The sequence below is a fragment of the Arthrobacter sp. B2a2-09 genome (assembly GCF_027587375.1).
Taxonomy (GTDB): domain Bacteria; phylum Actinomycetota; class Actinomycetes; order Actinomycetales; family Micrococcaceae; genus Arthrobacter.
In genome coordinates, this window is the sequence record NZ_JAMXIC010000001.1 from 246,394 (window position 1) to 269,382 (window position 22,989).

The following is a 22,989-nucleotide window of genomic DNA, read 5'->3' on the forward strand; positions in this document are numbered from 1 at the left end:
CCCATGTCCCACGCCAACAACATCAATGCCCACAACACCTCCCTCGAGCATTTCGAAGTCTGGTTCCTCACCGGCAGCCAGCACCTCTACGGCGAGGACGTCCTCAAACAGGTCGCCGCGCAGTCCCAGGAGATCGCCGCCGCCCTGAACGCGTCCTCCGATGTCCCGGTCAAGGTGGTCTGGAAGCCCGTGCTGACGGATGCGGATGCGATCCGCCGCACCGCACTCGAGGCGAACGCTGACGACGCCGTGATCGGCGTGACCGCCTGGATGCACACCTTCAGCCCCGCCAAGATGTGGATCCAGGGACTGGACCTGCTCCGCAAGCCCCTCCTGCACCTGCACACCCAGGCGAACGTGGCCCTGCCCTGGGCGGACATCGACTTCGACTTCATGAACCTGAACCAGGCAGCCCACGGCGACCGTGAATTCGGGTACATCCAGTCCCGGTTGAACATTCCGCGGAAGACCGTCGTCGGGCACGTCTCCAACCCGGACGTCACGCGCCAGGTGGGTGCCTGGCAGCGCGCGTCCGCGGGCTGGGCCGCGGTGCGCAGCCTGAAGCTGACCCGTTTCGGTGACAACATGCGCAACGTCGCCGTCACCGAAGGGGACAAGACCGAGGCCGAGCTGCGCTTCGGCGTCTCGGTCAACACCTGGTCCGTGAACGAACTGGCCGACGCCGTGCACGGCGCGCCGGAGTCCGACGTCGACGCTTTGGTCGCCGAGTACGAGCGGCTCTACGAGGTGGCACCAGAGCTGCGTGCCGGCGGCGCACGCCACGACTCGCTGCGCTACAGCGCGCGGATCGAACTCGGTCTCCGGTCCTTCCTGGAGGCGAACGGCTCGGCCGCGTTCACGACGTCGTTCGAGGACCTGGGCGCGCTGCGCCAGCTGCCCGGCATGGCCGTGCAGCGGCTCATGGCCGACGGCTACGGCTTCGGCGCCGAGGGCGACTGGAAGACCGCGATCCTGGTCCGGGCCGCCAAGGTCATGGGCGCCGGGCTGCCCGGCGGCGCCTCCCTCATGGAGGACTACACCTACCACCTGGTGCCGGGTCAGGAGAAGATCCTCGGCGCGCACATGCTCGAAGTCTGCCCCTCCCTGACCGCCACCAGGCCGCGGGTGGAGATCCACCCGCTGGGCATCGGCGGCAAGGAAGACCCCGTCCGCATGGTCTTCGACACCGACGCTGGGCCCGGCGTCGTCGTCGCACTCTCGGACATGCGCGACCGCTTCCGCCTCGTCGCAAACGCCGTCGACGTCGTCGACCTCGACCAGCCCCTGCCCAACCTCCCCGTCGCCCGGGCACTGTGGGAACCCAAGCCCGACTTCGCGACCTCCGCCGCCGCGTGGCTCACAGCGGGCGCCGCGCACCACACCGTGCTCTCCACCCAGGTGGGCATGGACGTGTTCGAGGACTTCGCCGAAATCGCCCGGACCGAACTGCTCACCATCGACGAAAACACCACCATCAAACAGTTCAAAAAGGAACTCGCCTGGAACGCCGCCTACTACAAACTCGCCAGCGGACTGTGAACGGGTTACGGATCTAGTTTGGGGGGCACACTCCCTGAGTCTGTTCTCCAGTTTGGCGTGCTAGTGTCCCTTTTCTGAACGAGAACGCGCTGGTTGCTACCCGTGCGGGGGTGACCAATGCCATCGTGCATACTGCGAATCATTTGCTGTGGATATGCGAGTTCTGCACGTCAACCTCAGGGACTGATCCTGCGTTCTCCGTAACCTGCACGAGCTATTGATTGGAAACCGCATGCCCGTACCGATTCTCACCGCGCGCGAGCTGACTAAAAGCTACGGGCGAGGTCCTGACCGCTTCGACGCCCTGAAGGGTGTCTCGCTGGACATCCAGCCCGGGGAATCTGTGGCAATCGTCGGCAAAAGCGGTTCCGGCAAGTCAACGCTCATGCACCTTCTCGCCCTGCTGGACACTCCGGGAAGCGGTACCATCACGGTGGACGGCACGGAGGCCAAGAGCCTGAACGGGCGCAGGCTCAACGGGCTACGCAACGCGATGTTCGGCTTCGTCTTCCAGCAGTTCTTCCTCAACCCAGCGGCGAGCGTTCTCGAGAACGTGGTCCTTCCCCTGAAAATCGCCGGTGTCGGCGCACGGGAACGGCGCCGCCGGGGCATGGAGGTCCTGGAGCAGCTCCAGCTAGCGGACAAGGCCCGGAACAAGGCCGCGAATCTTTCCGGGGGACAGAAGCAACGGGTGGTGATTGCCCGAGCCTTGGTGAACAAGCCCCAGGTGCTCTTTGCGGACGAACCTACGGGTAACCTCGACAGCGCCACGGGACGGATCGTCGAAGACATCCTGTTCGACCTGAACCAGAACCACGGCATTACCCTGATTGTCGTCACGCACGACCACGACCTCGCAGAGCGCTTCCAGCGCCGCCTGTACATCCGGGACGGGCTGCTGATCACCACCGACGAGGAGCACGCGGCATGAAACCGCTCGAAATACTGAAAACCGCCATCGCGAACAGCTTCCGCAGCAAACTCCGGACCACCCTGACCGTCCTGGCGATCTTCGTGGGCGCATTCACCCTGACCATCACCAACGGACTCGGCACAGGGATTTCGAACTACATCGACACCCAGCTCGCCGCCGTCGGACCGGGCAACGCCTTTACGATCAGCAAGACCGACACGAGCGGCAACCCGGGATCCGGGCCCAAAAAGTACGACCCCACCATAAAGCGCGTGGCTGCCGGCGGCAGGCCCGGCTCCTCACAGCTCACCCTGGACCAATCCGACCTCGACAAAATCGGCGCCATTGCGGGCATCACCGGCGTCACCCCCGTCACCCGGATCAACCCGGACTACGTCCAGTGGAGCACGCACGACAAATACCAGCTTTCGGTCAGCGCCCTCGCCGGGGCGCAGCCCCAGCTCGCTTCGGGCACCAACCTGGATGACACCAACAGCCAGGCCCAGCTTCTCCTGCCGGTCGGCTACATCGTCCCGCTCGGATTCGCCGACAACAGCCAGGCGATCGGCCAGGACGTGACCATCGGCATCACGGACGCCACCGGCACGATGCACACCGTGGCTGGGCGCATCGCCGGGGTAGAGCAGGACAGCCTTCTCAGCAGCTCCGGGATAGCAGTGAACAAATCCCTTTCCACTGCCCTGACCCAAGCCCAGGCCACCGGTGCCCCTTCCACAGCTGCCAGCGCGTGGACGGACGCGACGGCGACCTTCGCCACTTCGTCGTCAGCCCAGGTGAGTGAGATGAAATCCAATCTCTCCGCGGCTGGTTACACCGCCCAGACCCTCGACGACCGGATCGGCACCGTCAAGACCGTGATCAACGGGATCATCGGTGTCCTTGACGCCTTCGCCGTCATCGCCCTCCTGGCCGCTGGATTCGGCATCGTCAATACGCTGCTCATGTCCGTCCAGGAACGCACCCGCGAAATCGGCCTCATGAAAGCCATGGGCATGGGCAGCGGTTCCGTGTTCGCGCTCTTCAGCACGGAGGCGGCGTTCATCGGCCTTCTCGGGAGCGTGATCGGTTCAGCCGCAGCTATCGGCGTAGGCACCGCAGTCAGCGGTGCCCTCGCCCGCGGTCCGCTCAGCGACCTGCCGGGACTCCACATCCTTGCCTTCGCACCGGGCCCGGTGGGCGCCGTCGTCCTCCTCGTCATGATCATCGCCTTCATTGCCGGCACGCTGCCCGCGTGGCGCGCGGCACGTCAGAACCCCATCGATTCGCTGCGTTACGAATAGGCGACACGCGGAATTGGTCGATGCGGCTGCAGGCGAAGACTGCGAGTCGGCGCCGGCTGCCTAAGCGTGTCCCTTTATTCGTGGAATTTGCTCCGAGCCTCGCGCTGTTGCCGCTCGAGCTTGGCTTCGGCTTCGGTCCGCCGCTGACCTATGATGCGCATCTGGTGTGTGGTCGGGTGTTCGTATTCCTCCGCGGGAATGCCTTTTTCCCTGGGAAGGTTATGGCCGGTAGCCGGGGACGCGAGCTTTTGGTCTTCGTTTTCGCTCATATCAGAATCGTCCCACCGGGCGACGGTCTCCAAAAGGGTTGGCCCGAAGCCCGGCGCGCCATGTCCTCGACTTCGGCAACACCCCGGTCTTCAGGCCGGGGTGTTGCTTGGGTTTTCAAGCTATGTTGAGGGCCGTCCAGGACACAGGAGGCAGGGTGATTTCGACAACGCCGTTACACGCTACGGCACTCTTATTCGGGTACAGCCGTACGCGGTTCGGATCGTCGAGTGTGTTCTTGGCGTATACATCTGCGTCCGAGAGTGTCTGCGCGTCCAAGACGATCGCGCTGCCAAGGGCCGCCAGGTCTATGGTTACGGTTGCTTCCTCGCTCCGTGATCGGTTGACCAGGAAGACGGCGGTTGTCGTTGAGTCCGCGTCGAACGTGGCGACGGCGTCGATGAGCGGGACGGTGCCGTAGGCGTCCGTGCTGTACCTGTCGGCTTCCAGCCTCACATCCAGGGCGACTCCCTTGGCCAGTTTTGACGTCAACGCGAACGGGAAAAAGGTGGTCTGTTTCCACGCCGGGCCCCCGGGTTCGGTCATGATGGGAGCGATCACATTGACCAGCTGCGCCAGGGAGGCGGAGGTGACACGGTCGGCGTGCTTGAGCAGTGAGATCAGCAGGTTGCCGAAGACGACGGCGTCGGCCACGGAGTACGTGTCCTCAAGCAGTCGCGGCGCCTTGGGCCAGTTGTCGATCCCTTCGATTTTGTCGACGTTTTGGAACCGTTCGAGGTACCACACATTCCACTCGTCGAAGGAAATGTTGATGGATTTCGTGCTTCCGTTGACAGCCTTGACGTGGTCCGCCGTCGCAACCACAGAGTCAATGAAGTGGTCCATGTCGGTAGCGGAGGCAAGGAACGAGTCCAGGTCACCGTTCTTTTCCTCGTAGTAGGCGTGGCAAGAGATGTAATCGACATCCTCGTAGGAGTGGGTGAGTACTATCCGCTCCCACTCTCCGAAGGTGGGCATATGTGCGCTGGATGAGCCGCAGACCACGAGTTCAACGGAAGGGTCCAGCTGACGCATTGCCTTCGCGGTCTGCGATGCGATTTTGCCGTAGTCGTCAGCGGAGCGATGGCCCAACTGCCACGGGCCGTCCATTTCATTGCCGAGGCACCACATTTTGATGCCGAAAGGCTCCACCCGGCCATGAACGGCTCGGCGGTCTGACAGCTCCGTCCCGGAGCGGATGTTGGAGTACTCCAACAGGTCCAAAGCCTCCAGCGTGCCACGGGTGCCAAGGTTGACGGCCAGCATGAGTTCGCTGCCCACCTTCTCCAACCATGTGCTGAACTCGTGCATGCCGATCTCGTTGGTTTCGGTGGAGTGCCACGCGAGGTCGAGGCGGCGAGGGCGCTGTTCCTTGGGTCCAACACTGTCCTCCCAGCGGAACCCGGACACGAAGTTACCGCCCGGGTAGCGAATGGTGGAGACACCGAGTTCTTTGACGAGCTCGATCACATCAGTGCGGAAACCGTCGGCGTCTGCGCTGGGGTGACCGGGTTCGTAGATGCCGTCGTAGACACAGCGTCCAAGGTGTTCAACAAACGAACCGAAGAGGCGGGGATTGACAGTGCCCACTGCGAATTGCGGGTCGATCGTAAGGCGTGCGGAAACCATGGTCTGCTTTCAGTGAGAGGGAGCGGGAAGGGAAGGGTGCTTTGAATGCCTATTTGAGGCTGCCGGGGGACGGGCCGCCCTGCCAGTACTTCTGCAGGGTGAGGAATGCCACCACGAGGGGAATGATGGAAATGAACGAACCGACGACAATCAGGCTCCAGAGCGAGTGGCCACCCCCGTTGTTGGACGAAGCCAGCTGCTCCCAGAGCCCGCACTGGCACCATCCGCGCCACCACTGCACCCTGCCAGTGTGGTGGCCAGGGCAGCGGCTGACAGTGCTGCTGCGATTGCATTCTTGTTCACGTAGATTCCCAAGCTTTTACATCGATGTAAGTAATCGTTGTAAATCCATGATGATGTGACGGGACTTGCATGTCAAGAAGAAATTGGGCGGAGGTTCCGCTGGTGTCAGATTGCCGTGGACTCCCGGCTGATGACCTTGAATCCTGCCTCAAACTCGCGGGCGGGCGTTGCTTCGGCCGCGCCGTCGATCCGTTCCAAGAGCATCGCGACGGCGGTCTCGGCGATCTCGCCCCGGCCCGGATCTATGGTCGACAACGTCGGTAGTGAATACCGGGTCTCGTCGATGTCGTCAAAGCCGATGATTGCCACATCCTCAGGGATTTTCAGTCCGGCGTCCTGCATGACGCGCATGGCGCCCAGGGCGATGGAGTCGTTGAATGCCACGACACCGTCGAAGTCCAGCCCGGACTCCAGGACCTGCCGCATGGCCTGGGCACCGTCGGACCGGTGCCACGACTGGGCGTCGATTGCCAGTTCGTCCCGGTAATCCAGCCCTGCCTTCTTCAAGGCGCGGCGGTAACCTTCCAGGCGGAGCCCGGCTGAACCGATGACTTCATTCCGGTGGGCACCAAAGGCGAGCAGTTTCGTTCGTCCGCGTTGCAGGAGGTGTTCCGTAGCTGCTTGCGAAGCCTCAATGTTTTGCATGGTGACGTGGTCTGTGGGTCCGTTAAAGATCCGCTCACCCAGGAGGACCATGGGAGTCGGGATGTCAATGAGGCCCACGTCTTCCTGGCTCAGGCCGAGCACACTGTACAAGACGCCATCGACCATTCGCATCCGGGGGCCATGCAGGATCTCCAGCTCGCGTGCCCGCGAGCCTCCGCTTTGCTCGATGATCACCACTTTCCCCCGCTTTGAGGCGGCCGTCATTACGGCGTCGGCAAGTTCAGCAAAGTATGCGTTCTTCAAATCCGGGATGATGAGGCTGATGACGTCCGTACGGCCCGACCGCAATCCGCGGGCCGAGAGATTGGGCTGATAGCCAAGCTTCTCGATGGCGAGCAAAACCCGCTCGCGCGTCTCGGCTTTGATGTTTGGATGGTCGTTGATGACGTTCGACACGGTCTTGATTGACACGTCGGCGGCCTGAGCCACGTCCCGCATGGTAATTGCCACTTTTCCTTCTTCCGCGCGCAAGTCGGCATCCGTCTAACCTGCAGATTACAACGTTGGAAAGAATGTACGGGGAGAATCGTCGCTACATCAACCACTGAACTGAGACGTTCATGGCGAAGAGGGCGTTCGTCAGGGGCGCAAGTATCGAACGGTCGGCCTCCATCCGGTGCAGCGTCTCAAGGAATTCATCGACCTGAATCGTGGTGAACCCGCCGTCCATGAGTTGTTGGATCGCAAGCTCCGTATTCTGCTTCCGGGTGTTGCTGAACCGCGGATTTACCTCGGGCTGTACCGGTTCTGAATCCATGGCCTTTGCTTGCCCCCAATTTTTCCCTGCACGTAGGACGCTCCTCGCCAAGAGTATTCATGCATTACAAATGCTACTATCTCAGGCCGCGGGCACCGCACAAGGCAGAGAAAAGTCCGCGGAGTTGCATCACACCTGATGACGGGGCCGACTTCCGCATATATGCTCCGACCAGCGGTCATCTTCCAGGGGGCACATTGAAGCGCAGAAGTTGTCTGCATCGAAAGCTAATTCTTCTGCTTCTTATCGGAACGGTCATGACTTCGTGTGCGTCCAACCAGGCGCGCGAGCCCGGAACGGCCATCCCCACGCCTCCCCGGACCGGCCCCGCGTCCCTTGTGACAACGTCTGCGCCTCCGCGGGAAATGTGCGCAGCCTTCCTGACGTCGGCTCCCTGTAGTACGTACGTCAGCATCGCCGGCGCAGCCGACGGCGTTGACCTGCCCTGGGCGGCATCAGGGGGACTCACCGTGAAATTGAGTACCCTGGATGGTTCCCTCCACGTCTCCGCGAAAACTCCATGCTCGCCTGTCAGCGGACCGGCCACTATCACGGGGAACACGCTAGTGGTCGGAGGGATCGCGATCGGCGCCATGGGGTGTGCCCGCGATGCCGCCAGTCAGGAACAGTGGTTCGTGGATTTTCTGAAGCGACCCATTGAAATGTCATTTAGCCAAGGCACGCTCAACTGGAAGAGCGGCTCCGACACGCTCATTTTCAAAGGCAAGTCCGGTAGCCAATAGCATGGGTCAATGATGGATAAGTCGTCGGCTTCTGGCGCGCTGACACACGAGGTTGCCCGTGACCCTCGCCGCGTGCACTGGATGGAATTGTTCTTCGACCTCGTCTTTGTGGCATTCGTCGGGCAGCTTGCCCGTGGGATCCACGGCGATCCTGGATGGGCCGAATTCGGTACGTTCGTCCTGCTTTTCTTTCCGGCGTGGTGGGCTTGGGTGAACATTGTTTCCGTAGTCAACCTCCTGCCCGGCTTGTCGTCCCGGGCGTTGGGTGTCGCGATGCTCGCTGCCATGGCGGCGGCGAGCGTCATGGCCGCCGCCGCGCCCGGCGCCTTTGGCGAACGGGCTTGGGCCTTTTCGCTGGCCAATGCTGCCATACGCGTTGTCCTGCTGATCTTGTGGCTGTACCAACACCGCGAAAATTCGTCCGAAACTCCGTGGCGCATCTGGACCTACAACGGCGGCACGGCTGCCCTCTGGCTCATTGCGGCCTTCCTGCCGCTCCACATTGCTGTCCTCCTGTGGGCTGCCGCGATCGTCGTCGAGGTTGGCATGGTGGCGGTTAGCGCCCTCCTTTGGCCTGACCGGGGCATCGGGGGCATCAACATCGAGCATGCCTCCGAGCGGCTTGGTTTGTTCGTCGTCATTGTCCTCGGCGAGTCCATCTTCACGATCGTCACTGAGGTGTCTGATGATTGGGGCCCGGGCGCGGGACTGGTCGGAGCGCTTGGATTCCTCGTTGTTGCTTTCCTCGGCTGGGCGTTTTTCCAATACGGCACCGGGACCATCACCGCGGGGCTCGAGCGCCTACAAGCCCGGTCCGATTTCGCCGGGATCCTACAGACGACGTTGTTCCTGCCGTTTCTCCTGGTACTGGGCGTGACTGCGATTGCCGGCGCAATCGCGACCGCCATTCCTGCTCCCTATGAGCACTTGCCGTTCGGTTCCGGGATTTCGCTCGGCGGAGGTTTAGCCCTCTTCTATGCGTGCAATGCGATCGTGTCGCTTCGCTACGGTCGGCGGCCGCGCGCAGTGCTGCCATGGGCGGTGCCGACAGTGGTGATCGCCGTTTTGCTCATACCGGTGAGCGCTGTGGTTCCCGCCGCCGTCGTTTTGGCCCTTGCCGTGGTTGTCTTGCTCCTTGTCACGGCGTACGTGGAGATTCAAAGGCGACGCCGCAGCGCGATCAGCCCAACTGACTGACAGTTGTTGTCGTTTTGAGCGCTCATAACGACAACAACTGCGAGCTACTTGGGTGGGAGTCAGCCGTTGATGATCTGCGGGACGCCGAGGGCTTTGAGGCCTTCGACGCCGAATTCGAGGCCGTAGCCGGATTGTTTCGCGCCGCCGAAGGGGATGCGGGGGTCCACGGCGCCGTGTTTGTTGATCCAGACGGTTCCGGCCTGGAGGCGGGCGGCGACGTCGCGGGCCTCGTCCAGGTTCGATGACCAGACGGAGGCGCCGAGTCCGACGTCGAGCGCGTTCGCCTTGGCGACGGCCTCGTCCACGGTGCTGTAACGGATGATGGGCAGGGCCGGGCCGAACTGTTCCTCGGCGACAAGGGGGTTGCTGTTGTCGATGTCGGCCACCAGGGTGGTGGGGTAGAAGTTGCCGGGCTGGTTGTCGTCGGGGTTGCCGCCGAGCAGGATGCGGGCGCCGGAGTCGCGGGCTGCGTCCACGAGTTTCGCGACGATGTCGTACTGCTGCCGGTTCTGCAGGGGGCCGAGGACGTTGGCTTCGTCGAGCCCGTTGCCCATGGGCATCGCGGCGGCAACGGCGGCAAGCTCGGAACACACTGCCTCATAGAGCGAGTCGTGGACGTAGAGGCGTTTAAGTGCCGCGCAGGTCTGGCCGGTGTTGATGAACGCGCCCCAGAAAAGGCCTTCGGCGATGGCCTTGGGGTCGGCGTCGGGAAGGACGATGCCGGCGTCGTTGCCGCCGAGTTCCAGGGTGAGGCGTTTGACGGTGTCCGCGGAGGACTTGATGATCGCCTTGCCGGTGGCGGTGGAGCCGGTGAACATGACCTTGCCGATGGCCGGGTGTTCGGCGAGGCGGGCGCCGACGTCGCGGCCGCCGGAGACCACTGTGAGGAGGCCTTCGGGGAGTTCCTCGTTGAGGACCTTGGCGAGGGCGAGCACGGACAGCGGCGTGTATTCGGAGGGCTTGACGACCACGGCGTTTCCCATGCGCAGGGCGGGGGCGATCTGCCAGATGGTGATCATCATGGGCCAGTTCCAGGGGCCAATCGCGCCGACGACGCCGATGGGGCGGTAGTGCAGTTCGGCGCGGGTTTCGCCGTCGTCCACCACGGTTTCCGGGTCCAGCGGCGTGGCTGCGGCAGCGCGGAGCCAGGCGGCGCAAGCGCCGACTTCGAAACGGGCGTTGGGGCCATTCAGCGGTTTGCCTTGCTCACGGGAGAGCAGGTGGGCGAGTTCTTCGGCGGAGCGTTCGACGGCGTCGGCCGCCTTGAGGAGCGCGGCGGAGCGGGCGTCGTGGCCCAGCGCAGCCCACGCAGGCTGGGCCGCCTGGGCGGCGGCGATTGCGCGCTCAAGGTCCTCGACGGTGTGAACCGGGGCCTCGCCGACAGCGGTGCCCGTGGCAGGGTCGAGGATGGTCCGGGTTTCGCCGGTGGTCGGGGTGATTGAAGCCAGGAGGGCGTCGTAGCTTTCCAAGGGGTTACTCCACTCTGAGTTGGTATTGGTTTCGAAGAACGGTGTTCTAAAAGGCGGTCTTTCAGACTGCCATCAGGAGCATTGCGCCCAGGGCACCCGCCGAGGAGAGGGCCTCAAGCGGTGCAGACGCGTGACGACTGTGTCCGCGCCCGTTTCGCCTAACCGTTTGGGCCGCCAGGACGATCGAGTAGGCGATGACCGCTGCGGCGAGGGCAACTGCCAGGACGGGGTTCGCTCCACCAAGTCCTGAATGCGCATGGGCTTGGTGTACAGAACCGGATGGGGCGGTGGGAAGGGTTGTGACGAGGATGGCGAACACGGACAGGATTGACAGCGAGCGGTGTATTTCCATGCCGCCGCGGCGATCCTTGGGCAGGAGCACCAGCGGAAGAGGGGACGTGAGAAGCAAGAGCAGGCCCCAAACAACGCCTGGAATGATTCCCGGCCCGACAGTCGTGTCCGCCATCGCCACCAGCATGAGTGCCATCGGTCCCCACTGGCTGAGGTTCCTGACCAGGCCTTCGCGCATCGGGCTCCAGATTCCCAGGGCGCAGCAGGCCAACATGACTATCGAAAGGGTTGTGTGCATGCTGGTCACCGATCATCAGTCCCAGCGCTACAAGCCTTCTTCGTTTCCGAGGTGGACGGCCGCTGGCCCCTCTTCGCCGTGCCCGATCCGCCGATATACGGCAGGGCTGCTCCGGCGGAGGCGGAACGCCCAGGCGACCCCCACCAATCCGGGAACTATGATCGTGGCCGGCAGGATGAACGTCAGGGCATTGGTCTCGTTTTGGCCCAGCAGTACGTTGAAGTTGACCACGATCAGAACGAAGATCACCGCCAAGAGCACGAACCCCAGGGCGGGGGCGATCACGCGGGTCCAGATTCCAGCGTCATGCCTGTTCTTGCGGAAGAATCCAATGACTGCCAGTGAAACAACGGTCATCAAGAGGACAAGTCCCATCGCGCCGTCGTTCGTCAGCCACGTGAACATGGTCAGGACAGGGTAGAGATCACCCAGCGACGATCCGGTCCCCGCGATGGCGAACGCCACCGTGACCACGACGGCGATCACCGTCTGGGCGATCGACCCGGCGTACGGGGCGCCGCTGTGCCGCCGTACTGCACCCAGCTTTCGGGGAAGGACTTGCTCCCGGCCAAGGGAGAAAAAGTAACGCGCTGCGGCATTGTGGAAGCTGACCAAGGCTGCGAAGAGGCTCGTGACGAAGAGCAGGCGGCCCAGGTCGGCCAGAAGGACGCCGGCGTGGTCACTCAGGAAGCCGAACATCAGGTCGGGGCCTTGTTTTGCGGATGCATCGACCACCGCGGACGGTCCGGTTCCAACCGCCATGGCCCAGGAGGAAACAGCGTAGAACAGGGCGATGATGGCCACCGCGGTGTACGTGGCCCGGGCGACAGTGTGCTTGGGGTCCTTGCTTTCCTCGCCGTAGATCGCGGCCGACTCGAATCCCATGAACGCCGCGATGCCGAAGGAGAGGACCGCCCCTACGCCCGGTACAAAGAGGCTCTGCGGGCTGAGCGGCGCTCCGCTGACTCCCTCGGGTGCCACGGCAAAGGAGACGACGTCGTAAACCATCACCACGAGGAACTCCAGGCCGACGAGCACCCCGAGGACCTTCGCTGACAAGTCCACCCGATTCACGCCGAGGAATGCGACGACGGCGATGCAGACCAGCACCGGAATCCACCAGGGGACCGTGGCGCCGAAGCGTTCGTTGATCAGGCTCGAGACGGTGAAGCCGAAGAGCCCGTAGATGCCGACTTGCATCAGGTTGTAGGCCATCAGCGCCACCATGGAAACCCCGACGCCAACCGGCCGGGAGATGCCCTGCGCCACGTAGGAATAGAAGGCGCCCGCGTTGACGACGTACCGGCTCATTGCCGCGTAGCCGACCGCGAACACAGCGAGGGTTCCGCCGAGCAGCAGGAAGGACAGCGGCACGCCGGTGACCCCGGTGACGGCGAACGTCGTCGTCACCCCGCCGGCGAGGACGGTGAGCGGTGCCGATGCTGCGATGATCATGAAAGTCACCGCCGGGACGCCGAGACGGCGTCGATTGTGATGCGGGTGGGCCGCCTCGGTGGTTTCTTTTCCGGTTGTTAAACTCATTTTTGGGCCTCCATGTGGCAGTGGCCGCCTTCGGCGGGCTTCGACGCGGGGACGTCGAGGACGGGGCTCCGATCGAAGAAGCCTTCGGGGCGCAGTTTGAATCCCACCGTGTCGACGGGCATGATCGGCCAGTCCTCGGGGCGGGGGAAGTGGGTCAGCCCGAAGGTGTGCCACACTACGATGTCTTGTCCGTCGATGTCCCTGTTGCGAGCAATGTAGGACGGCAATCCGGCTCCTCCGGAGTGCTGGTTGACGAAGTCGCCGCTGGGGTAGCGCTCATTCTCGTCGTAGCGCGTTACCCACAGGTCCTTCGTAGCGAATGCTGCACGCTGGGCGATGGATGATTCGGGGTCGGCCAGGAGCATGGGATGCCCTTGTCCATGGAGTTTGTACCCCACGGGGTCGCCCAGGCGGTTGAGTGATTCGGGATTGGAGATGATCCAAGCCCGTCCGGCCGCCATGTCGGACTCGCGCACAGCCTCCGATTCGTTCTTGAGCACCGTCCGACGGCGCGCGAAGGCGTTTCCGCGTTCGTTGCCTTCTCCCATGGGTACGCGGACGGCGTCTTCTTCCTCGACCCTGTTGCTCAGGCCGTCGATGGCGAAGTCGAGGCGGGCGCTGAAAAGGTGCTGGTGGAAGGGAGCCCCGAGGCCGGGAGCGAGCTCCGAGGCGTAAGGGTAGCCTTTTCCGGGGTGGGCGCTGGTGAAGACGACGCCGGTGGCCTTGGCTTCGAACTCGATGGTGCCGTCGAGGTAGAGGTACCAGTAGAAGCCGTAGTCGTAGTTGCCGATGGTGGTGAAGAAACTGATGACGAGCCTGCGGTTCCGGCGCGTGTAGTTCACGCCGCTCCAGAGATCGCTGTGCTTGGCGAGGATGCTCCAATCCTCCTCGTGCATGCAGATTCCGTTGCGGATTTCGCGTGGCCGGCCGAACGCGTCGCTGACCACCGGGCTGAGGTAGGTGATTTCGCCGAGGCAGTCACAGCCGAGCTCGAGCGAGTTGGCGTATTGGCCCACGAGGTATTCGCCGGTATCGAAGTAGTTCTGCCAGGAGCGCACGGGGGAGGGATCTCCGTAGGGAACCACCATTTCCGCGATCGAAGCGCGCTTGAGGATGCTGCGACGGCGATCGGCGTCGTCGAACGCCACATTGTGGAGAACTACGCCTTCCCGGACATCGAAGCCGATGTCCAGGCTCCACTTCTCCCACTCGACGTGGTTTCCGTTGTGGACGGTGAAGCTAGGACCTTCCGGCTGGGTGATGTGGATCGGCTTCTGGGTGGTGCGCATCGGTCCGGTCAGCTCAGGATCCGTAAAGTTGCCGTGTTCTTCCGGCACCGGGACCGGTCCGAAATCCAGGACCTGGTCGACGGTCTTGCTCACGACGTCGACGTAGGCAACCAGCCCATCCACGGGGTGGGCCCAGGCGCTGTCCTCGGGGAATTCCTGGACGAAAGCCAGGCCTCGCAGAATCCGGCGGCCTTTCTCTTCCGGGTACTCGAAGACCCCGGCCGACAGGGGAGCGACCCTGACTTTGCTGACATCGAGATTGCGGTCAGCCAAGGCCTTGAGCCATCGTTCGTCCTGGGCGAGGATCTCTTCAACCACTTCGAATTCTTCTTCGATGACCGGAAGCTCGCCCGTCACCGAGGTATCGAGTTCCACTTGCGAGACGACTTCCTGATGTGTCACCGAGACCACGACGTCTTGTGCCGCACCGGACGAAACGTTGTGCAGGAACGCCCTGAACCTGCGGTCCACAGCCTCCGCATTCCGCGGTGGCTCAACGAGGCCAAGGTAGGCGACCCGGGTGGATTCGTCGAAAAGTTCGGCGCCGGCCAAGATACCCCGGACCGCCGTGATGTCTTCGGCACTCGGCAATGCATAAGGAGACAGTCCGGCGTGGCCAGCCGTTTCGGCGATTTCTGGGGAGGAAGTTGTGCTCATGGAAGGCCTTTGTGAGTGGCGGGTTTATTTTCTATGTGTGTAGAGAATAGCATCGTGTAATCTGAGTCACAACGGTTGTAGAAAAAAAGATTTGGGGAAGCGTGCCGAAGATCGTAGATCACGACAAGCGCCGGGTGGAGCTTGTCGAAGCCACGTGGCGGATCATCGCCAGCAGGGGAATCGAGGGCGCCACCATGCGCGAGATAGCTACGGAGGCAGGCTTTGCCAACGGCGCGCTCAAGCCGTATTTCCCCACGAAGGACGATCTCCTGACGTTTGCCTTCGGCCACGTCTTCAACCAGACGAATACCCGCATGAGCGACTCCACTGCCGGCCGGCGAGGCCTGTCTGCGTTGCGCAGCTATTGCCACGAAATCCTGCCGCTCGATGCCGAGAGGCTCAACGAGGCCCGGATTGCTATCGCCTTCTGGCAGCGCGCACTGACGGACCCGGCGAAAGCCGCGCTGCATGACTCCTCGATGGAGCAATGGCGTGAAGCCCTGTTCGACAAGCTCCGTGAAGCCAGGGAACTTGGCGAACTGAAGGAGGGACTGAACGATGACGACATCGTCGGCGGGATCATGACGTTCGCGCTCGGTGCCCAAATCACGGCCACGCTGACACCCGAGCACCACTCAGCGGATCAGCTGCGGTCCCAACTGGAGACCTATATTTCGCCCATTGCATCCGAAAAAGGCGCGCTGGTGCCGACGGGCGGCTCTAAGGGTTCCCCTTAACGGCGCCGGGTGCTCTGCCTGGCCACGAGTTCCGGCGTGAACACCACTTGGCTGTGCACGTGGCCGGGCTCGTCGTCGATTTCGTCGAAGAGGAGCTGGGCGGCACGCTCGCCGATCAGCTGCCTCGGCTGGCTGATGGACGTGAGCGGGATGCTCGACTGGGAGGCGAAATCGATGTCGTCGAAGCCGACGATTGCAATGTCCTCGGGCACGCGGAGCCCGTTGGCCGCGAAAGATTGCAAGAGCCCTAGAGCCAATTGATCGTTGGCGGCGAACACGGCGTCCGGACGCTTGTCTGGCTGGAGATTCCCCATGAGATCGCCAACCTGGCGCCCGCGCTCGAATTTGAGATCGGGCGTTTCAAAAAGTTGAAGTGGGACTCCCGCACGTGCTGCCGCATCGGCAGCGCCCCGGTATCGGTCCTCGACCTGCTGCAGTGTGAAGGGACCGCCGACGAATGCCGGGCGTACCGAACCGACGCTGACGAGATGCTCCAGGGCCGTGGCACCGCCGGCGACGTCGTCCACTGAGACCGAGCAGAACTGATCCGTGCTTGCGAGCCTGTCGACGAGTACTGAAGGGATGCCCCGATCGCGCATTCTTTCGAGCCGTTGAAGAACCTGTCCGTACGGAGTGATCAAAACGCCTTGGACCCTTTGCTGCTCGAACAGGTCCAGATATGCCTGCTCGCGGCCGGCGTCTTCGGCGCTATTGGCCAGGATCAGGGAGTGCTTGTGGTCTTCGGCGACGTTTTCAGCTCCCATAGCGACATCTGTGAAGAAGGGGTTGCGGACGTCCAACACCAGCATGCCGAGGCTCCTGGTGGATCCAGAGCGCAGCGAACGGGCCGATTCGTTGCGCACGAATCCCAGCTCGTCGATGGCGGCCAGAACCCGGCTTCGCTTGTCGAACGACACTTGGTCCGGCCGGTTGAGGACATTCGAAACCGTGCCGACCGAAACTCTCGCAAGAGCGGCTACGTCTGTCAGCTTTGCTCCCGGGCCGCTTGGCACGCTGAACCTCCATTGATGAATCGAATCAATCCGTTTCATCAATGTTACGGCGTTCACAGTGGCCATCCTCGTGTTTGCCTGTTGACACGCCATGGAAGCAGGCCCTAACGTGTGAGTAGGTTCATGGATGAATCGATTCAATACAAATTCTTCAGTCACTGTTGAGCAAGGAGAACTCCACATGAGGGTGTGCTTCCGTTCCTCGGTCAAACCCGCCCGGATTCCCGAATATCGACGCCGTCACGCCGCCGTGTGGCCGGAGATGCTCCGGGAACTCAAAGCGGCCGGCTGGAACAACTATTCGTTGTTCCTCGCCGACGACGGGCTGCTGGTGGGATACGTGGAGTGCGACGACTTCGACGCGGCACGGGCCCGAATGGCCCTGAGCGAAGTGAATTCCCGCTGGCAGGCAGAAATGGCACTCCTGTTCGAAGGCAACGCACAGGCACCCGACCAAGGATTCGTCCAGCTCACCGAAATCTTCAATCTCGAGGACCAGCTGTCCACAGCCAACGCCTCTGAGGGCAACCACCAACCGCAGAAGGAACAATCATGAACACCACGGAAACGGCCCTAGGCCGCCTCGGGGAACTGGCCATCGAGGTCCCCTCCTGGGCCTACGGCAACTCGGGCACGCGCTTCAAGGTGTTTGGCGCGCCCGGCACCCCGCGGACCATCCAGGAGAAGCTGGCCGACGCCGCGAAAGTCCACGAACTCACGGGCCTCGCGCCGACCGTCGCACTGCACATCCCGTGGGACAAGGTGGATGACTACACCGCACTCCGCGAGTACGCGGCAGAGCTTGGCGTCGGTCTGGGGACCATCAACTCGAATACTTTCCAAGACGATGAATATAAGTACGGCTCCCTGACCTCCTCCGACGCAGCCGTGCGCCGCCGGGCGATCGACCACCACCGGGAGTGCATCGACATCATGCACGCCACCGGCTCCCGGGACCTGAAGATCTGGCTGGCAGACGGCACCAACTACCCGGGCCAGGACGACATGCGCGGCCGCCAAGACCGCCTGGCCGAATCCCTGCAAGAGATTTACGCAGGCCTCGGCGAGACACAGCGCCTGGTCCTCGAGTACAAGTTCTTCGAGCCGGCTTTCTACCACACCGACGTTCCGGACTGGGGTACCTCTTACGCGCAGACGCTGGCGCTGGGGGAGAAGGCGTTCGTGTGCCTGGACACCGGCCACCATGCCCCGGGCACCAACATCGAGTTCATCGTCATGCAGCTGTTGCGCCTCGGCAAGCTTGGCTCCTTCGACTTCAACTCGCGCTTCTACGCCGACGACGACCTGATCGTCGGTGCCGCGGATCCCTTCCAGTTGTTCCGCATCATGCACGAGGTCATCCGCGGCGGCGGATTCGGGAGCGACTCCGGCGTCGCCCTCATGCTGGACCAGTGCCACAACCTGGAGGAGAAGATCCCGGGCCAGATCCGCTCCGTGCTCAACGTCCAGGAAATGACGGCACGCGCACTGCTTATCGACACGGACGCGCTCACCGAGGCCCAGCGCGAAGGCGATGTCCTGGCGGCGAACGGCATTTTCAACGATGCCTTCTACACCGATGTCCGGCCGGTCCTGGCTGAGTGGCGCGAATCCCGCGGCCTGCCCGCGGACCCGATGACCGCGTTCAAGGCCAGTGGCTACCAGAAGAAGATCAACGAGGACCGCGTGGGCGGCCAGCAAGCCGGATGGGGCGCTTAGGAACATGAGCAACAACAAGACCGTTGAAGAACTGATCGCCCGTTCCAACCGCCTGGGCGCGGACAAGCGGAACACGAACTTTGCCGGCGGGAACACCTCTGCCAAGGGAACCGAGACGGACCCGGTCACCGGGGAGGACGTCGAGCTCCTCTGGGTCAAGGGTTCCGGCGGCGACCTAGGAACCTTGAAGCCCGAAAACCTGGCCGTGCTGCGGCTGGACCGGCTCCGTGCGTTGAAGAACGTCTACCCCGGCGTCGAGCGCGAAGACGAAATGGTGGGCGCCTTCGATTACTGCCTCCACGGCAAAGGCGGCGCCGCGCCCTCGATCGACACGGCGATGCACGGACTCGTCGACGCCGCGCACGTCGACCACCTGCACCCGGACTCCGGCATCGCGATTGCGACGGCGGTGGACGGCGAAGCACTGACCTCCAAGGTCTTCGGCGAAAAGGTCATGTGGGTTCCCTGGCGCCGCCCCGGCTTCCAGCTAGGGCTGGACATTGCAGCCATCAAGGAAGCCAACCCGCAGGCCATCGGCACCATTTTGGGTGGCCACGGCATCACCGCGTGGGGCGGCACGAGCGAAGAGGCCGAGGCCAACTCCCTCTGGATCATCGAGCAGGCCGAACGCTACATCGCGGAGAACGGCAAAGCCGAGCCATTCGGCGCCAAACTCCCCGGCTACGCCGCGCTCCCAGAAGCCGAGCGCCGCGCCAAGGCAGCCGCCCTGGCTCCCGCCATCCGCGGCTTCGCTTCGGCCGACAAGCCTCAGGTGGGCCACTTCAGCGACGATCCGCGTGTCCTGGAGTTCCTCGAAGGGGCTGAGCACCCCCGACTGGGTGCGCTGGGCACCTCCTGCCCGGACCACTTCCTACGCACCAAGGTCAAGCCGCTCGTCCTGGACCTGCCGGCCGACGCCGGCATCGAGGAGAGCGTCGCACGCCTCAAGGAACTCCATACGGCGTACCGCGAGGATTACCAGGCCTACTACGACCGCCATGCAGACGAAAGCAGCCCTTCCCTGCGCGGTGCCGATCCGGCCATCGTCCTGGTTCCCGGCGTCGGGATGTTCTCCTACGGCAAGGACAAACAGACCGCCCGCGTCGCCGGGGAATTCTACCTCAACGCGATCAACGTGATGCGCGGGGCCGAGGCCATCTCCTCCTACGCGCCGATCGAGGAATCCGAGAAGTTCCGGATCGAATACTGGGCCCTGGAAGAAGCAAAGCTCGCTCGGATGCCCAAGCCCAAGTCCCACGCCACGCGCATCGCGCTGGTGACCGGCGCGGCATCGGGCATCGGCAAGGCGATCGCCACCCGCCTCGCCGCAGAGGGTGCCTGCGTGGTCATCGCGGACCTCAACCTGGACAACGCGCAGGCCGTCGCGGGCGAACTCGGCGGAGACGACGTCGCCATCGGCGTGCAGGCAGACGTCACCGACGAAGCCCAGATCGCCGCCGCCATCCAGGAAGCCGTGCTGGCCTTCGGCGGACTGGACCTGGTGGTCAACAACGCGGGCCTGTCCATCTCCAAGCCGCTCCTGGAAACCACCGAGAAGGACTGGGACCTGCAGCACAACGTCATGGCCAAGGGCTCCTTCCTGGTCTCCAAGGCCGCGGCGAAGGTCATGATTGACCAGGGCCTAGGCGGGGACATCGTCTACATCTCCTCGAAGAACTCGGTATTCGCCGGCCCGAACAACATCGCCTACTCGGCCACCAAGGCGGACCAGGCCCACCAGGTACGCCTGCTCGCCGCTGAACTGGGCGAGTACGGCATCCGGGTCAACGGCATCAACCCCGACGGCGTGGTCCGTGGCTCCGGCATCTTTGCCGGCGGTTGGGGCGCCAAGCGCGCCGCCGTCTACGGCGTCGACGAGCAGGAACTGGGCAAGTATTACGCCCAGCGGACCCTGCTCAAGCGCGAAGTCCTGCCCGAGCACGTGGCCAACGCCGCCGCCGTGCTGACCAGCAACGAACTCTCGCACACCACGGGCCTGCACATCCCGGTGGACGCGGGCGTCGCCGCGGCCTTCCTGCGATGAGCGGACAGTTCAACGCCGGCGGCGTTTTCGCTGCGGTCGATATCGGAGCGTCATCGGGCCGAGTCATGCTCGGCCGCGTCACCGGCGGGCGCGCCGAGCTCGAAACAGTGCACCGTTTTCCCAACGGGGTCGTAGAGCTCGACGGCGGACTCCACTGGGACTTCGACGCCCTGTTCGATGAGGTGCTCAAGGGACTTGCGGCGGCCGCCGAAACGGCCGCCGCAAGCGGGGAGCGGATCGTCAGTATCGGGATCGACACGTGGGCCGTCGACTACGGACTCGTGGATCACTCCGGCGCCCTGCGGACCCGTCCGTTCAGCTACCGCGACGAGCGCGGCCGCACCGCCGTCGCGAACGTCCACAAGGTGCTGGACCCGGCACGGCTCTATGCCACCACCGGGCTGCAGTTCCTGCAGTTCAATACGATCTACCAGCTCGCCACCGAGAGGCAACTGCGCGGCGTCCAGGCGTTGCTCATCCCGGACTTGATCGCGTTCAAATTGACCGGGCAACGCCGCACCGAGGCCACGAATGCTTCCACCACCGGGCTTTTTGACGCCGTCGCGGGGGAGTGGGCCACCGAATTCTTCAAGCCGTTAGGCCTCCCCAAAAAACTGTTCCCGGCCATCATCCAGCCAGGCGAAACCGTAGGCACGCTGCTGCCGGAGATCGCCGCCCGGACGGGCCTCGAAGCGGAGACTGCGGTGGTTGCCGTGGGATCGCACGACACCGCCTCGGCCGTGGCAGCCGTTCCGTCCCGGCAGGAAGACTTCGCCTATATTTCCTCCGGCACCTGGTCCCTCGTGGGCGTTGAGTTGGACACCCCGGTCCTGGGTGAGGCAAGCCGCTTGGCGAACTTCACCAACGAGCGGGGCGTCGACGGCACCATCAGGTACCTGCGCAACGTGGGTGGGCTGTGGTTGCTCAGCGAATGCCAACGCACCTGGGCCGCCGAAGGCCACCGGCAGGAACTCGCCGCGCTCCTGGAGTCCGCGGCGGCACTTCCCGCCGGCGGCCCCCAAATCAACGCCGACGATCCGGCGTTCATCGCCCCGGACAACATGCCGGACCGCATCCGAGCCGCGGTGCGCGCCGGCGGTGCCATCCTCCCGGACCGGCCGGCCGCCGTCGTGCGCTGCATCCTGGACAGCCTCGCGGCCGCCTACGCCAGGACCCTGGCGCGCGCCGAAGAACTGTCCGGCAAGCCGACGTCCGTGGTCCACATCGTGGGCGGCGGTTCGCAGAACAGGCTGCTGTGCCAGCTCACCGCGGATGCCACCGGCAAGACGGTTGTTGCCGGCCCCGTGGAAGCCACGGCGCTCGGGAACGTGCTGGTTCAGGCCAGAGCGGCAGGAGCCGTTACGGGTGGCCGGTCCGAACTACGGGCGCTCGTGAGGGCAAGCGTCGGGCTTGAAAGCTACGAGCCGAAACTGGCGGCTGTACTTCACAATCCTTAGGGCTGAACGCCTACACCTCTGGTCCGGACGCGACAGTGTTCGGGAGGCGCCCTGTTGTGCCGTAAAGCCCCTCGATAGACTTAGAAGGCGCCGAAGAGACGCAAGGTTGGTTGCGGGAAAGGCAAGATCATGACCGACAGCAGCGGCGTCGAAGAACCCACTGAAGAAGAGAAAAGCGGAGCTCCCGAGGAACCGGAACTCCGGGGCCGGTACGTCGAGGGAGACTACGGGAAGACGGGAACGCAGGCCGGGCGGCATTCCGAAGACGAAGAAGGCCAATACAGCGAAGGCGACTACGGCACGGCCGGCAGTCAAGGAGGCTTGCCCGAACCCCTGGGTGAGAAAGCCAAGGAATCCGGGCGCTACGCAAAAGCCGACCTCGGCGAGGCGGGAGCGGTTCCGGGGCGCACAGCAGAGTCGGAAATCGGTCAGTACGCCGAGGGGGACTACGGCGCGGACGGCGCAGTGGGACCGCTACGTGAGGCAGCCGATCGACCCGAAGGCGATCAACCAGCGCCACCGGATGAAGACGGCGACGACTGACTGGGTCCTTTACTTCGGCCGGGCCGGGGCTTCTTCAGCCTTGGCCCGGATGAAGCTCAGATCTTCGGGGGAGAGGCTGACCTGGCTGTGCCGGTCGGCATCCGGAGTGATGCCCGTTTCCTGGTGGATTATTTCCGTGATGGTTCGCGGCAAGACCACGCATCCAGGGTTGTCGGTTAGCCAATGCCGCGTTTCGGGGCTGAGCATGTCCCAGTGATCCCTGATATTCATCTCCATGGATGACGCCTAACTGAGTGGGGGCAGAGAAAAAAGCCGGCCGAGGCCGGTGCCGGAAACGTCATCAGGATACGCCCGGGCATAGGGGAATGACAGGGTCCGTTCGCGGGTTAGCTGTCCTCGTCCCCGGGTGCCCGGGGTAGATCAGCGTTCGGGGATTTGTTCCATGTGGCGACGACGTTGACCCCGCCACGCGCGTCCCGTTCAGTCACGATTTCAATCTCGGAAGCTGACGCCCCCATGCCGAGCAGGTCTTCGCGATAAGAAGCTACCAAGACGCCGAGACTTTCTTCGGTCCACTCACCGGGACGTATTCTGGTCGAGATTTCTACTGGTTCGGGCTGGTACAGACTCATACTGCGCCTCCTGGGTCTCGGT

General features: G+C 63.5%; 23 protein-coding genes. 11 read left to right on the forward strand and 12 right to left on the reverse strand.

What is annotated here, in order from left to right; genetic code table 11:
• Positions 1-3 precede the first annotated feature (3 nt).
• The 3 genes from araA (at position 4) to NFJ07_RS01190 (ending at position 3,753) form a co-directional block, all read left to right on the forward strand.
• Entirely contained in the window at positions 4-1,539 is a 1,536-nt protein-coding gene (araA, locus tag NFJ07_RS01180) for an L-arabinose isomerase (protein ID WP_442865263.1), read from the forward strand.
• Positions 1,540-1,771: 232 nt separating this feature from the next.
• Positions 1,772-2,470 carry an ABC transporter ATP-binding protein gene (locus NFJ07_RS01185; protein WP_269991879.1) on the forward strand — a complete coding sequence of 233 codons (699 nt, stop codon included), beginning with the start codon at positions 1,772-1,774 and terminating at the stop codon, positions 2,468-2,470.
• Positions 2,467-3,753 carry an ABC transporter permease gene (locus NFJ07_RS01190; RefSeq protein WP_269991880.1) on the forward strand — a complete coding sequence of 429 codons (1,287 nt, stop codon included), beginning with the start codon at positions 2,467-2,469 and terminating at the stop codon, positions 3,751-3,753. The genes NFJ07_RS01185 and NFJ07_RS01190 overlap by 4 nt, the downstream gene beginning before the upstream one ends.
• A 74-nt stretch (positions 3,754-3,827) precedes the next feature.
• On the opposite strand, the gene NFJ07_RS01195 is transcribed toward NFJ07_RS01190, so the two are convergent.
• The 5 genes from NFJ07_RS01195 to NFJ07_RS01215 all read right to left on the reverse strand — a co-directional run bounded on the left by NFJ07_RS01195 (position 3,828) and on the right by NFJ07_RS01215 (position 7,375).
• Positions 3,828-4,022 carry a hypothetical protein gene (locus NFJ07_RS01195; protein WP_269991881.1) on the reverse strand — a complete coding sequence of 65 codons (195 nt, stop codon included), beginning with the start codon at positions 4,020-4,022 and terminating at the stop codon, positions 3,828-3,830.
• A gap of 115 nt (positions 4,023-4,137) precedes the next feature.
• Complete coding sequence (arfA, locus tag NFJ07_RS01200) at positions 4,138-5,649, reverse strand: arabinosylfuranosidase ArfA (protein ID WP_269991882.1); 1,512 nt, start codon at positions 5,647-5,649, stop codon at positions 4,138-4,140.
• Positions 5,650-5,698: 49 nt separating this feature from the next.
• Positions 5,699-5,890, reverse strand: a complete 192-nt coding sequence (locus NFJ07_RS01205) for a hypothetical protein (RefSeq protein WP_269991883.1) — start codon at positions 5,888-5,890, stop codon at positions 5,699-5,701.
• Positions 5,891-6,057: 167 nt separating this feature from the next.
• Positions 6,058-7,068 (reverse strand): LacI family DNA-binding transcriptional regulator, encoded by a 1,011-nt coding sequence (locus NFJ07_RS01210; protein ID WP_269991884.1) that lies wholly within the window; start codon positions 7,066-7,068, stop codon positions 6,058-6,060.
• A gap of 82 nt (positions 7,069-7,150) precedes the next feature.
• Positions 7,151-7,375, reverse strand: a complete 225-nt coding sequence (locus tag NFJ07_RS01215; protein ID WP_269991885.1) for a hypothetical protein — start codon at positions 7,373-7,375, stop codon at positions 7,151-7,153.
• Positions 7,376-7,632: 257 nt separating this feature from the next.
• On the opposite strand from NFJ07_RS01215, the gene NFJ07_RS01220 reads away from it, so the two are divergent.
• Positions 7,633-8,118: an META domain-containing protein gene (locus NFJ07_RS01220; RefSeq protein ID WP_269991887.1), complete on the forward strand. Its 486-nt coding sequence runs from the start codon at positions 7,633-7,635 to the stop codon at positions 8,116-8,118.
• 9 nt (positions 8,119-8,127) lie between these two features.
• Positions 8,128-9,315, forward strand: coding sequence for a low temperature requirement protein A (locus NFJ07_RS01225; protein ID WP_269991888.1), 1,188 nt, complete (start codon positions 8,128-8,130; stop codon positions 9,313-9,315).
• A gap of 59 nt (positions 9,316-9,374) precedes the next feature.
• On the opposite strand, the gene NFJ07_RS01230 is transcribed toward NFJ07_RS01225, so the two are convergent.
• From NFJ07_RS01230 to NFJ07_RS01245, 4 genes are all read right to left on the reverse strand, one after another.
• A complete protein-coding gene (locus NFJ07_RS01230) occupies positions 9,375-10,784 on the reverse strand; it encodes an aldehyde dehydrogenase family protein (RefSeq protein WP_269991890.1) in 1,410 nt (469 codons plus the stop codon).
• A gap of 61 nt (positions 10,785-10,845) precedes the next feature.
• Complete coding sequence (locus NFJ07_RS01235; protein WP_269991892.1) at positions 10,846-11,373, reverse strand: hypothetical protein; 528 nt, start codon at positions 11,371-11,373, stop codon at positions 10,846-10,848.
• 27 nt (positions 11,374-11,400) lie between these two features.
• Entirely contained in the window at positions 11,401-12,915 is a 1,515-nt protein-coding gene (locus tag NFJ07_RS01240) for an APC family permease (protein ID WP_269991894.1), read from the reverse strand.
• Positions 12,912-14,861, reverse strand: a complete 1,950-nt coding sequence (locus NFJ07_RS01245) for a primary-amine oxidase (RefSeq protein WP_269991895.1) — start codon at positions 14,859-14,861, stop codon at positions 12,912-12,914. The genes NFJ07_RS01240 and NFJ07_RS01245 overlap by 4 nt, the downstream gene beginning before the upstream one ends.
• A gap of 101 nt (positions 14,862-14,962) precedes the next feature.
• Between NFJ07_RS01245 and NFJ07_RS01250 the strand changes: the two genes are divergently transcribed.
• Positions 14,963-15,598: a TetR/AcrR family transcriptional regulator gene (locus tag NFJ07_RS01250; protein WP_269991896.1), complete on the forward strand. Its 636-nt coding sequence runs from the start codon at positions 14,963-14,965 to the stop codon at positions 15,596-15,598.
• Here the strand turns inward: NFJ07_RS01250 and NFJ07_RS01255 are convergent.
• Positions 15,595-16,611 (reverse strand): LacI family DNA-binding transcriptional regulator, encoded by a 1,017-nt coding sequence (locus tag NFJ07_RS01255; protein WP_269991897.1) that lies wholly within the window; start codon positions 16,609-16,611, stop codon positions 15,595-15,597. The genes NFJ07_RS01250 and NFJ07_RS01255 overlap by 4 nt on opposite strands.
• 181 nt (positions 16,612-16,792) lie before the next feature.
• On the opposite strand from NFJ07_RS01255, the gene NFJ07_RS01260 reads away from it, so the two are divergent.
• From NFJ07_RS01260 to NFJ07_RS01280, 5 genes are all read left to right on the forward strand, one after another.
• On the forward strand, positions 16,793-17,167 hold the full coding sequence (locus NFJ07_RS01260) for an L-rhamnose mutarotase (protein ID WP_269991899.1): 375 nt from the start codon (positions 16,793-16,795) through the stop codon (positions 17,165-17,167).
• The gene (gene rhaI, locus NFJ07_RS01265; RefSeq protein WP_269991900.1) at positions 17,164-18,330 is read left to right on the forward strand and encodes an L-rhamnose isomerase; all 1,167 of its coding nucleotides are present in this window, start codon (positions 17,164-17,166) and stop codon (positions 18,328-18,330) included. Before NFJ07_RS01260 ends, rhaI begins: the two co-directional genes overlap by 4 nt.
• Positions 18,331-18,334: 4 nt before the next feature.
• The gene (locus tag NFJ07_RS01270; protein ID WP_269991901.1) at positions 18,335-20,374 is read left to right on the forward strand and encodes a bifunctional aldolase/short-chain dehydrogenase; all 2,040 of its coding nucleotides are present in this window, start codon (positions 18,335-18,337) and stop codon (positions 20,372-20,374) included.
• Positions 20,371-21,831 carry a rhamnulokinase gene (locus NFJ07_RS01275; protein WP_269991902.1) on the forward strand — a complete coding sequence of 487 codons (1,461 nt, stop codon included), beginning with the start codon at positions 20,371-20,373 and terminating at the stop codon, positions 21,829-21,831. The genes NFJ07_RS01270 and NFJ07_RS01275 overlap by 4 nt, the downstream gene beginning before the upstream one ends.
• Positions 21,832-21,960: 129 nt before the next feature.
• Complete coding sequence (locus NFJ07_RS01280; RefSeq protein WP_269991903.1) at positions 21,961-22,374, forward strand: hypothetical protein; 414 nt, start codon at positions 21,961-21,963, stop codon at positions 22,372-22,374.
• Between the two features lie 9 nt (positions 22,375-22,383).
• On the opposite strand, the gene NFJ07_RS01285 is transcribed toward NFJ07_RS01280, so the two are convergent.
• Positions 22,384-22,611: a hypothetical protein gene (locus tag NFJ07_RS01285; RefSeq protein WP_269991904.1), complete on the reverse strand. Its 228-nt coding sequence runs from the start codon at positions 22,609-22,611 to the stop codon at positions 22,384-22,386.
• 110 nt (positions 22,612-22,721) lie between these two features.
• Positions 22,722-22,967 carry a hypothetical protein gene (locus tag NFJ07_RS01290; RefSeq protein ID WP_269991905.1) on the reverse strand — a complete coding sequence of 82 codons (246 nt, stop codon included), beginning with the start codon at positions 22,965-22,967 and terminating at the stop codon, positions 22,722-22,724.
• Positions 22,968-22,989 lie beyond the last annotated feature (22 nt).

What these genes read in the sequence shown, in the direction of transcription:
- NFJ07_RS01235 (WP_269991892.1), bottom strand. Translation starts at nt 11,373, where the DNA reads ATGCACACAACCCTTTCGATAGTCATGTTGGCCTGCTGCGCCCTGGGA.
- NFJ07_RS01285 (WP_269991904.1), bottom strand. Translation starts at nt 22,611, where the DNA reads ATGGAGATGAATATCAGGGATCACTGGGACATGCTCAGCCCCGAAACG.
- NFJ07_RS01185 (WP_269991879.1), top strand. Translation starts at nt 1,772, where the DNA reads ATGCCCGTACCGATTCTCACCGCGCGCGAGCTGACTAAAAGCTACGGG.
- NFJ07_RS01280 (WP_269991903.1), top strand. Translation starts at nt 21,961, where the DNA reads ATGACCGACAGCAGCGGCGTCGAAGAACCCACTGAAGAAGAGAAAAGC.
- NFJ07_RS01225 (WP_269991888.1), top strand. Translation starts at nt 8,128, where the DNA reads ATGATGGATAAGTCGTCGGCTTCTGGCGCGCTGACACACGAGGTTGCC.
- NFJ07_RS01195 (WP_269991881.1), bottom strand. Translation starts at nt 4,022, where the DNA reads ATGAGCGAAAACGAAGACCAAAAGCTCGCGTCCCCGGCTACCGGCCAT.
- NFJ07_RS01240 (WP_269991894.1), bottom strand. Translation starts at nt 12,915, where the DNA reads ATGAGTTTAACAACCGGAAAAGAAACCACCGAGGCGGCCCACCCGCAT.
- arfA (WP_269991882.1), bottom strand. Translation starts at nt 5,649, where the DNA reads ATGGTTTCCGCACGCCTTACGATCGACCCGCAATTCGCAGTGGGCACT.
- araA (WP_442865263.1), top strand. Translation starts at nt 4, where the DNA reads ATGTCCCACGCCAACAACATCAATGCCCACAACACCTCCCTCGAGCAT.
- NFJ07_RS01275 (WP_269991902.1), top strand. Translation starts at nt 20,371, where the DNA reads ATGAGCGGACAGTTCAACGCCGGCGGCGTTTTCGCTGCGGTCGATATC.
- NFJ07_RS01270 (WP_269991901.1), top strand. Translation starts at nt 18,335, where the DNA reads ATGAGCAACAACAAGACCGTTGAAGAACTGATCGCCCGTTCCAACCGC.
- NFJ07_RS01245 (WP_269991895.1), bottom strand. Translation starts at nt 14,861, where the DNA reads ATGAGCACAACTTCCTCCCCAGAAATCGCCGAAACGGCTGGCCACGCC.
- NFJ07_RS01215 (WP_269991885.1), bottom strand. Translation starts at nt 7,375, where the DNA reads ATGGATTCAGAACCGGTACAGCCCGAGGTAAATCCGCGGTTCAGCAAC.
- NFJ07_RS01290 (WP_269991905.1), bottom strand. Translation starts at nt 22,967, where the DNA reads ATGAGTCTGTACCAGCCCGAACCAGTAGAAATCTCGACCAGAATACGT.
- NFJ07_RS01190 (WP_269991880.1), top strand. Translation starts at nt 2,467, where the DNA reads ATGAAACCGCTCGAAATACTGAAAACCGCCATCGCGAACAGCTTCCGC.
- NFJ07_RS01260 (WP_269991899.1), top strand. Translation starts at nt 16,793, where the DNA reads ATGAGGGTGTGCTTCCGTTCCTCGGTCAAACCCGCCCGGATTCCCGAA.
- rhaI (WP_269991900.1), top strand. Translation starts at nt 17,164, where the DNA reads ATGAACACCACGGAAACGGCCCTAGGCCGCCTCGGGGAACTGGCCATC.
- NFJ07_RS01220 (WP_269991887.1), top strand. Translation starts at nt 7,633, where the DNA reads ATGACTTCGTGTGCGTCCAACCAGGCGCGCGAGCCCGGAACGGCCATC.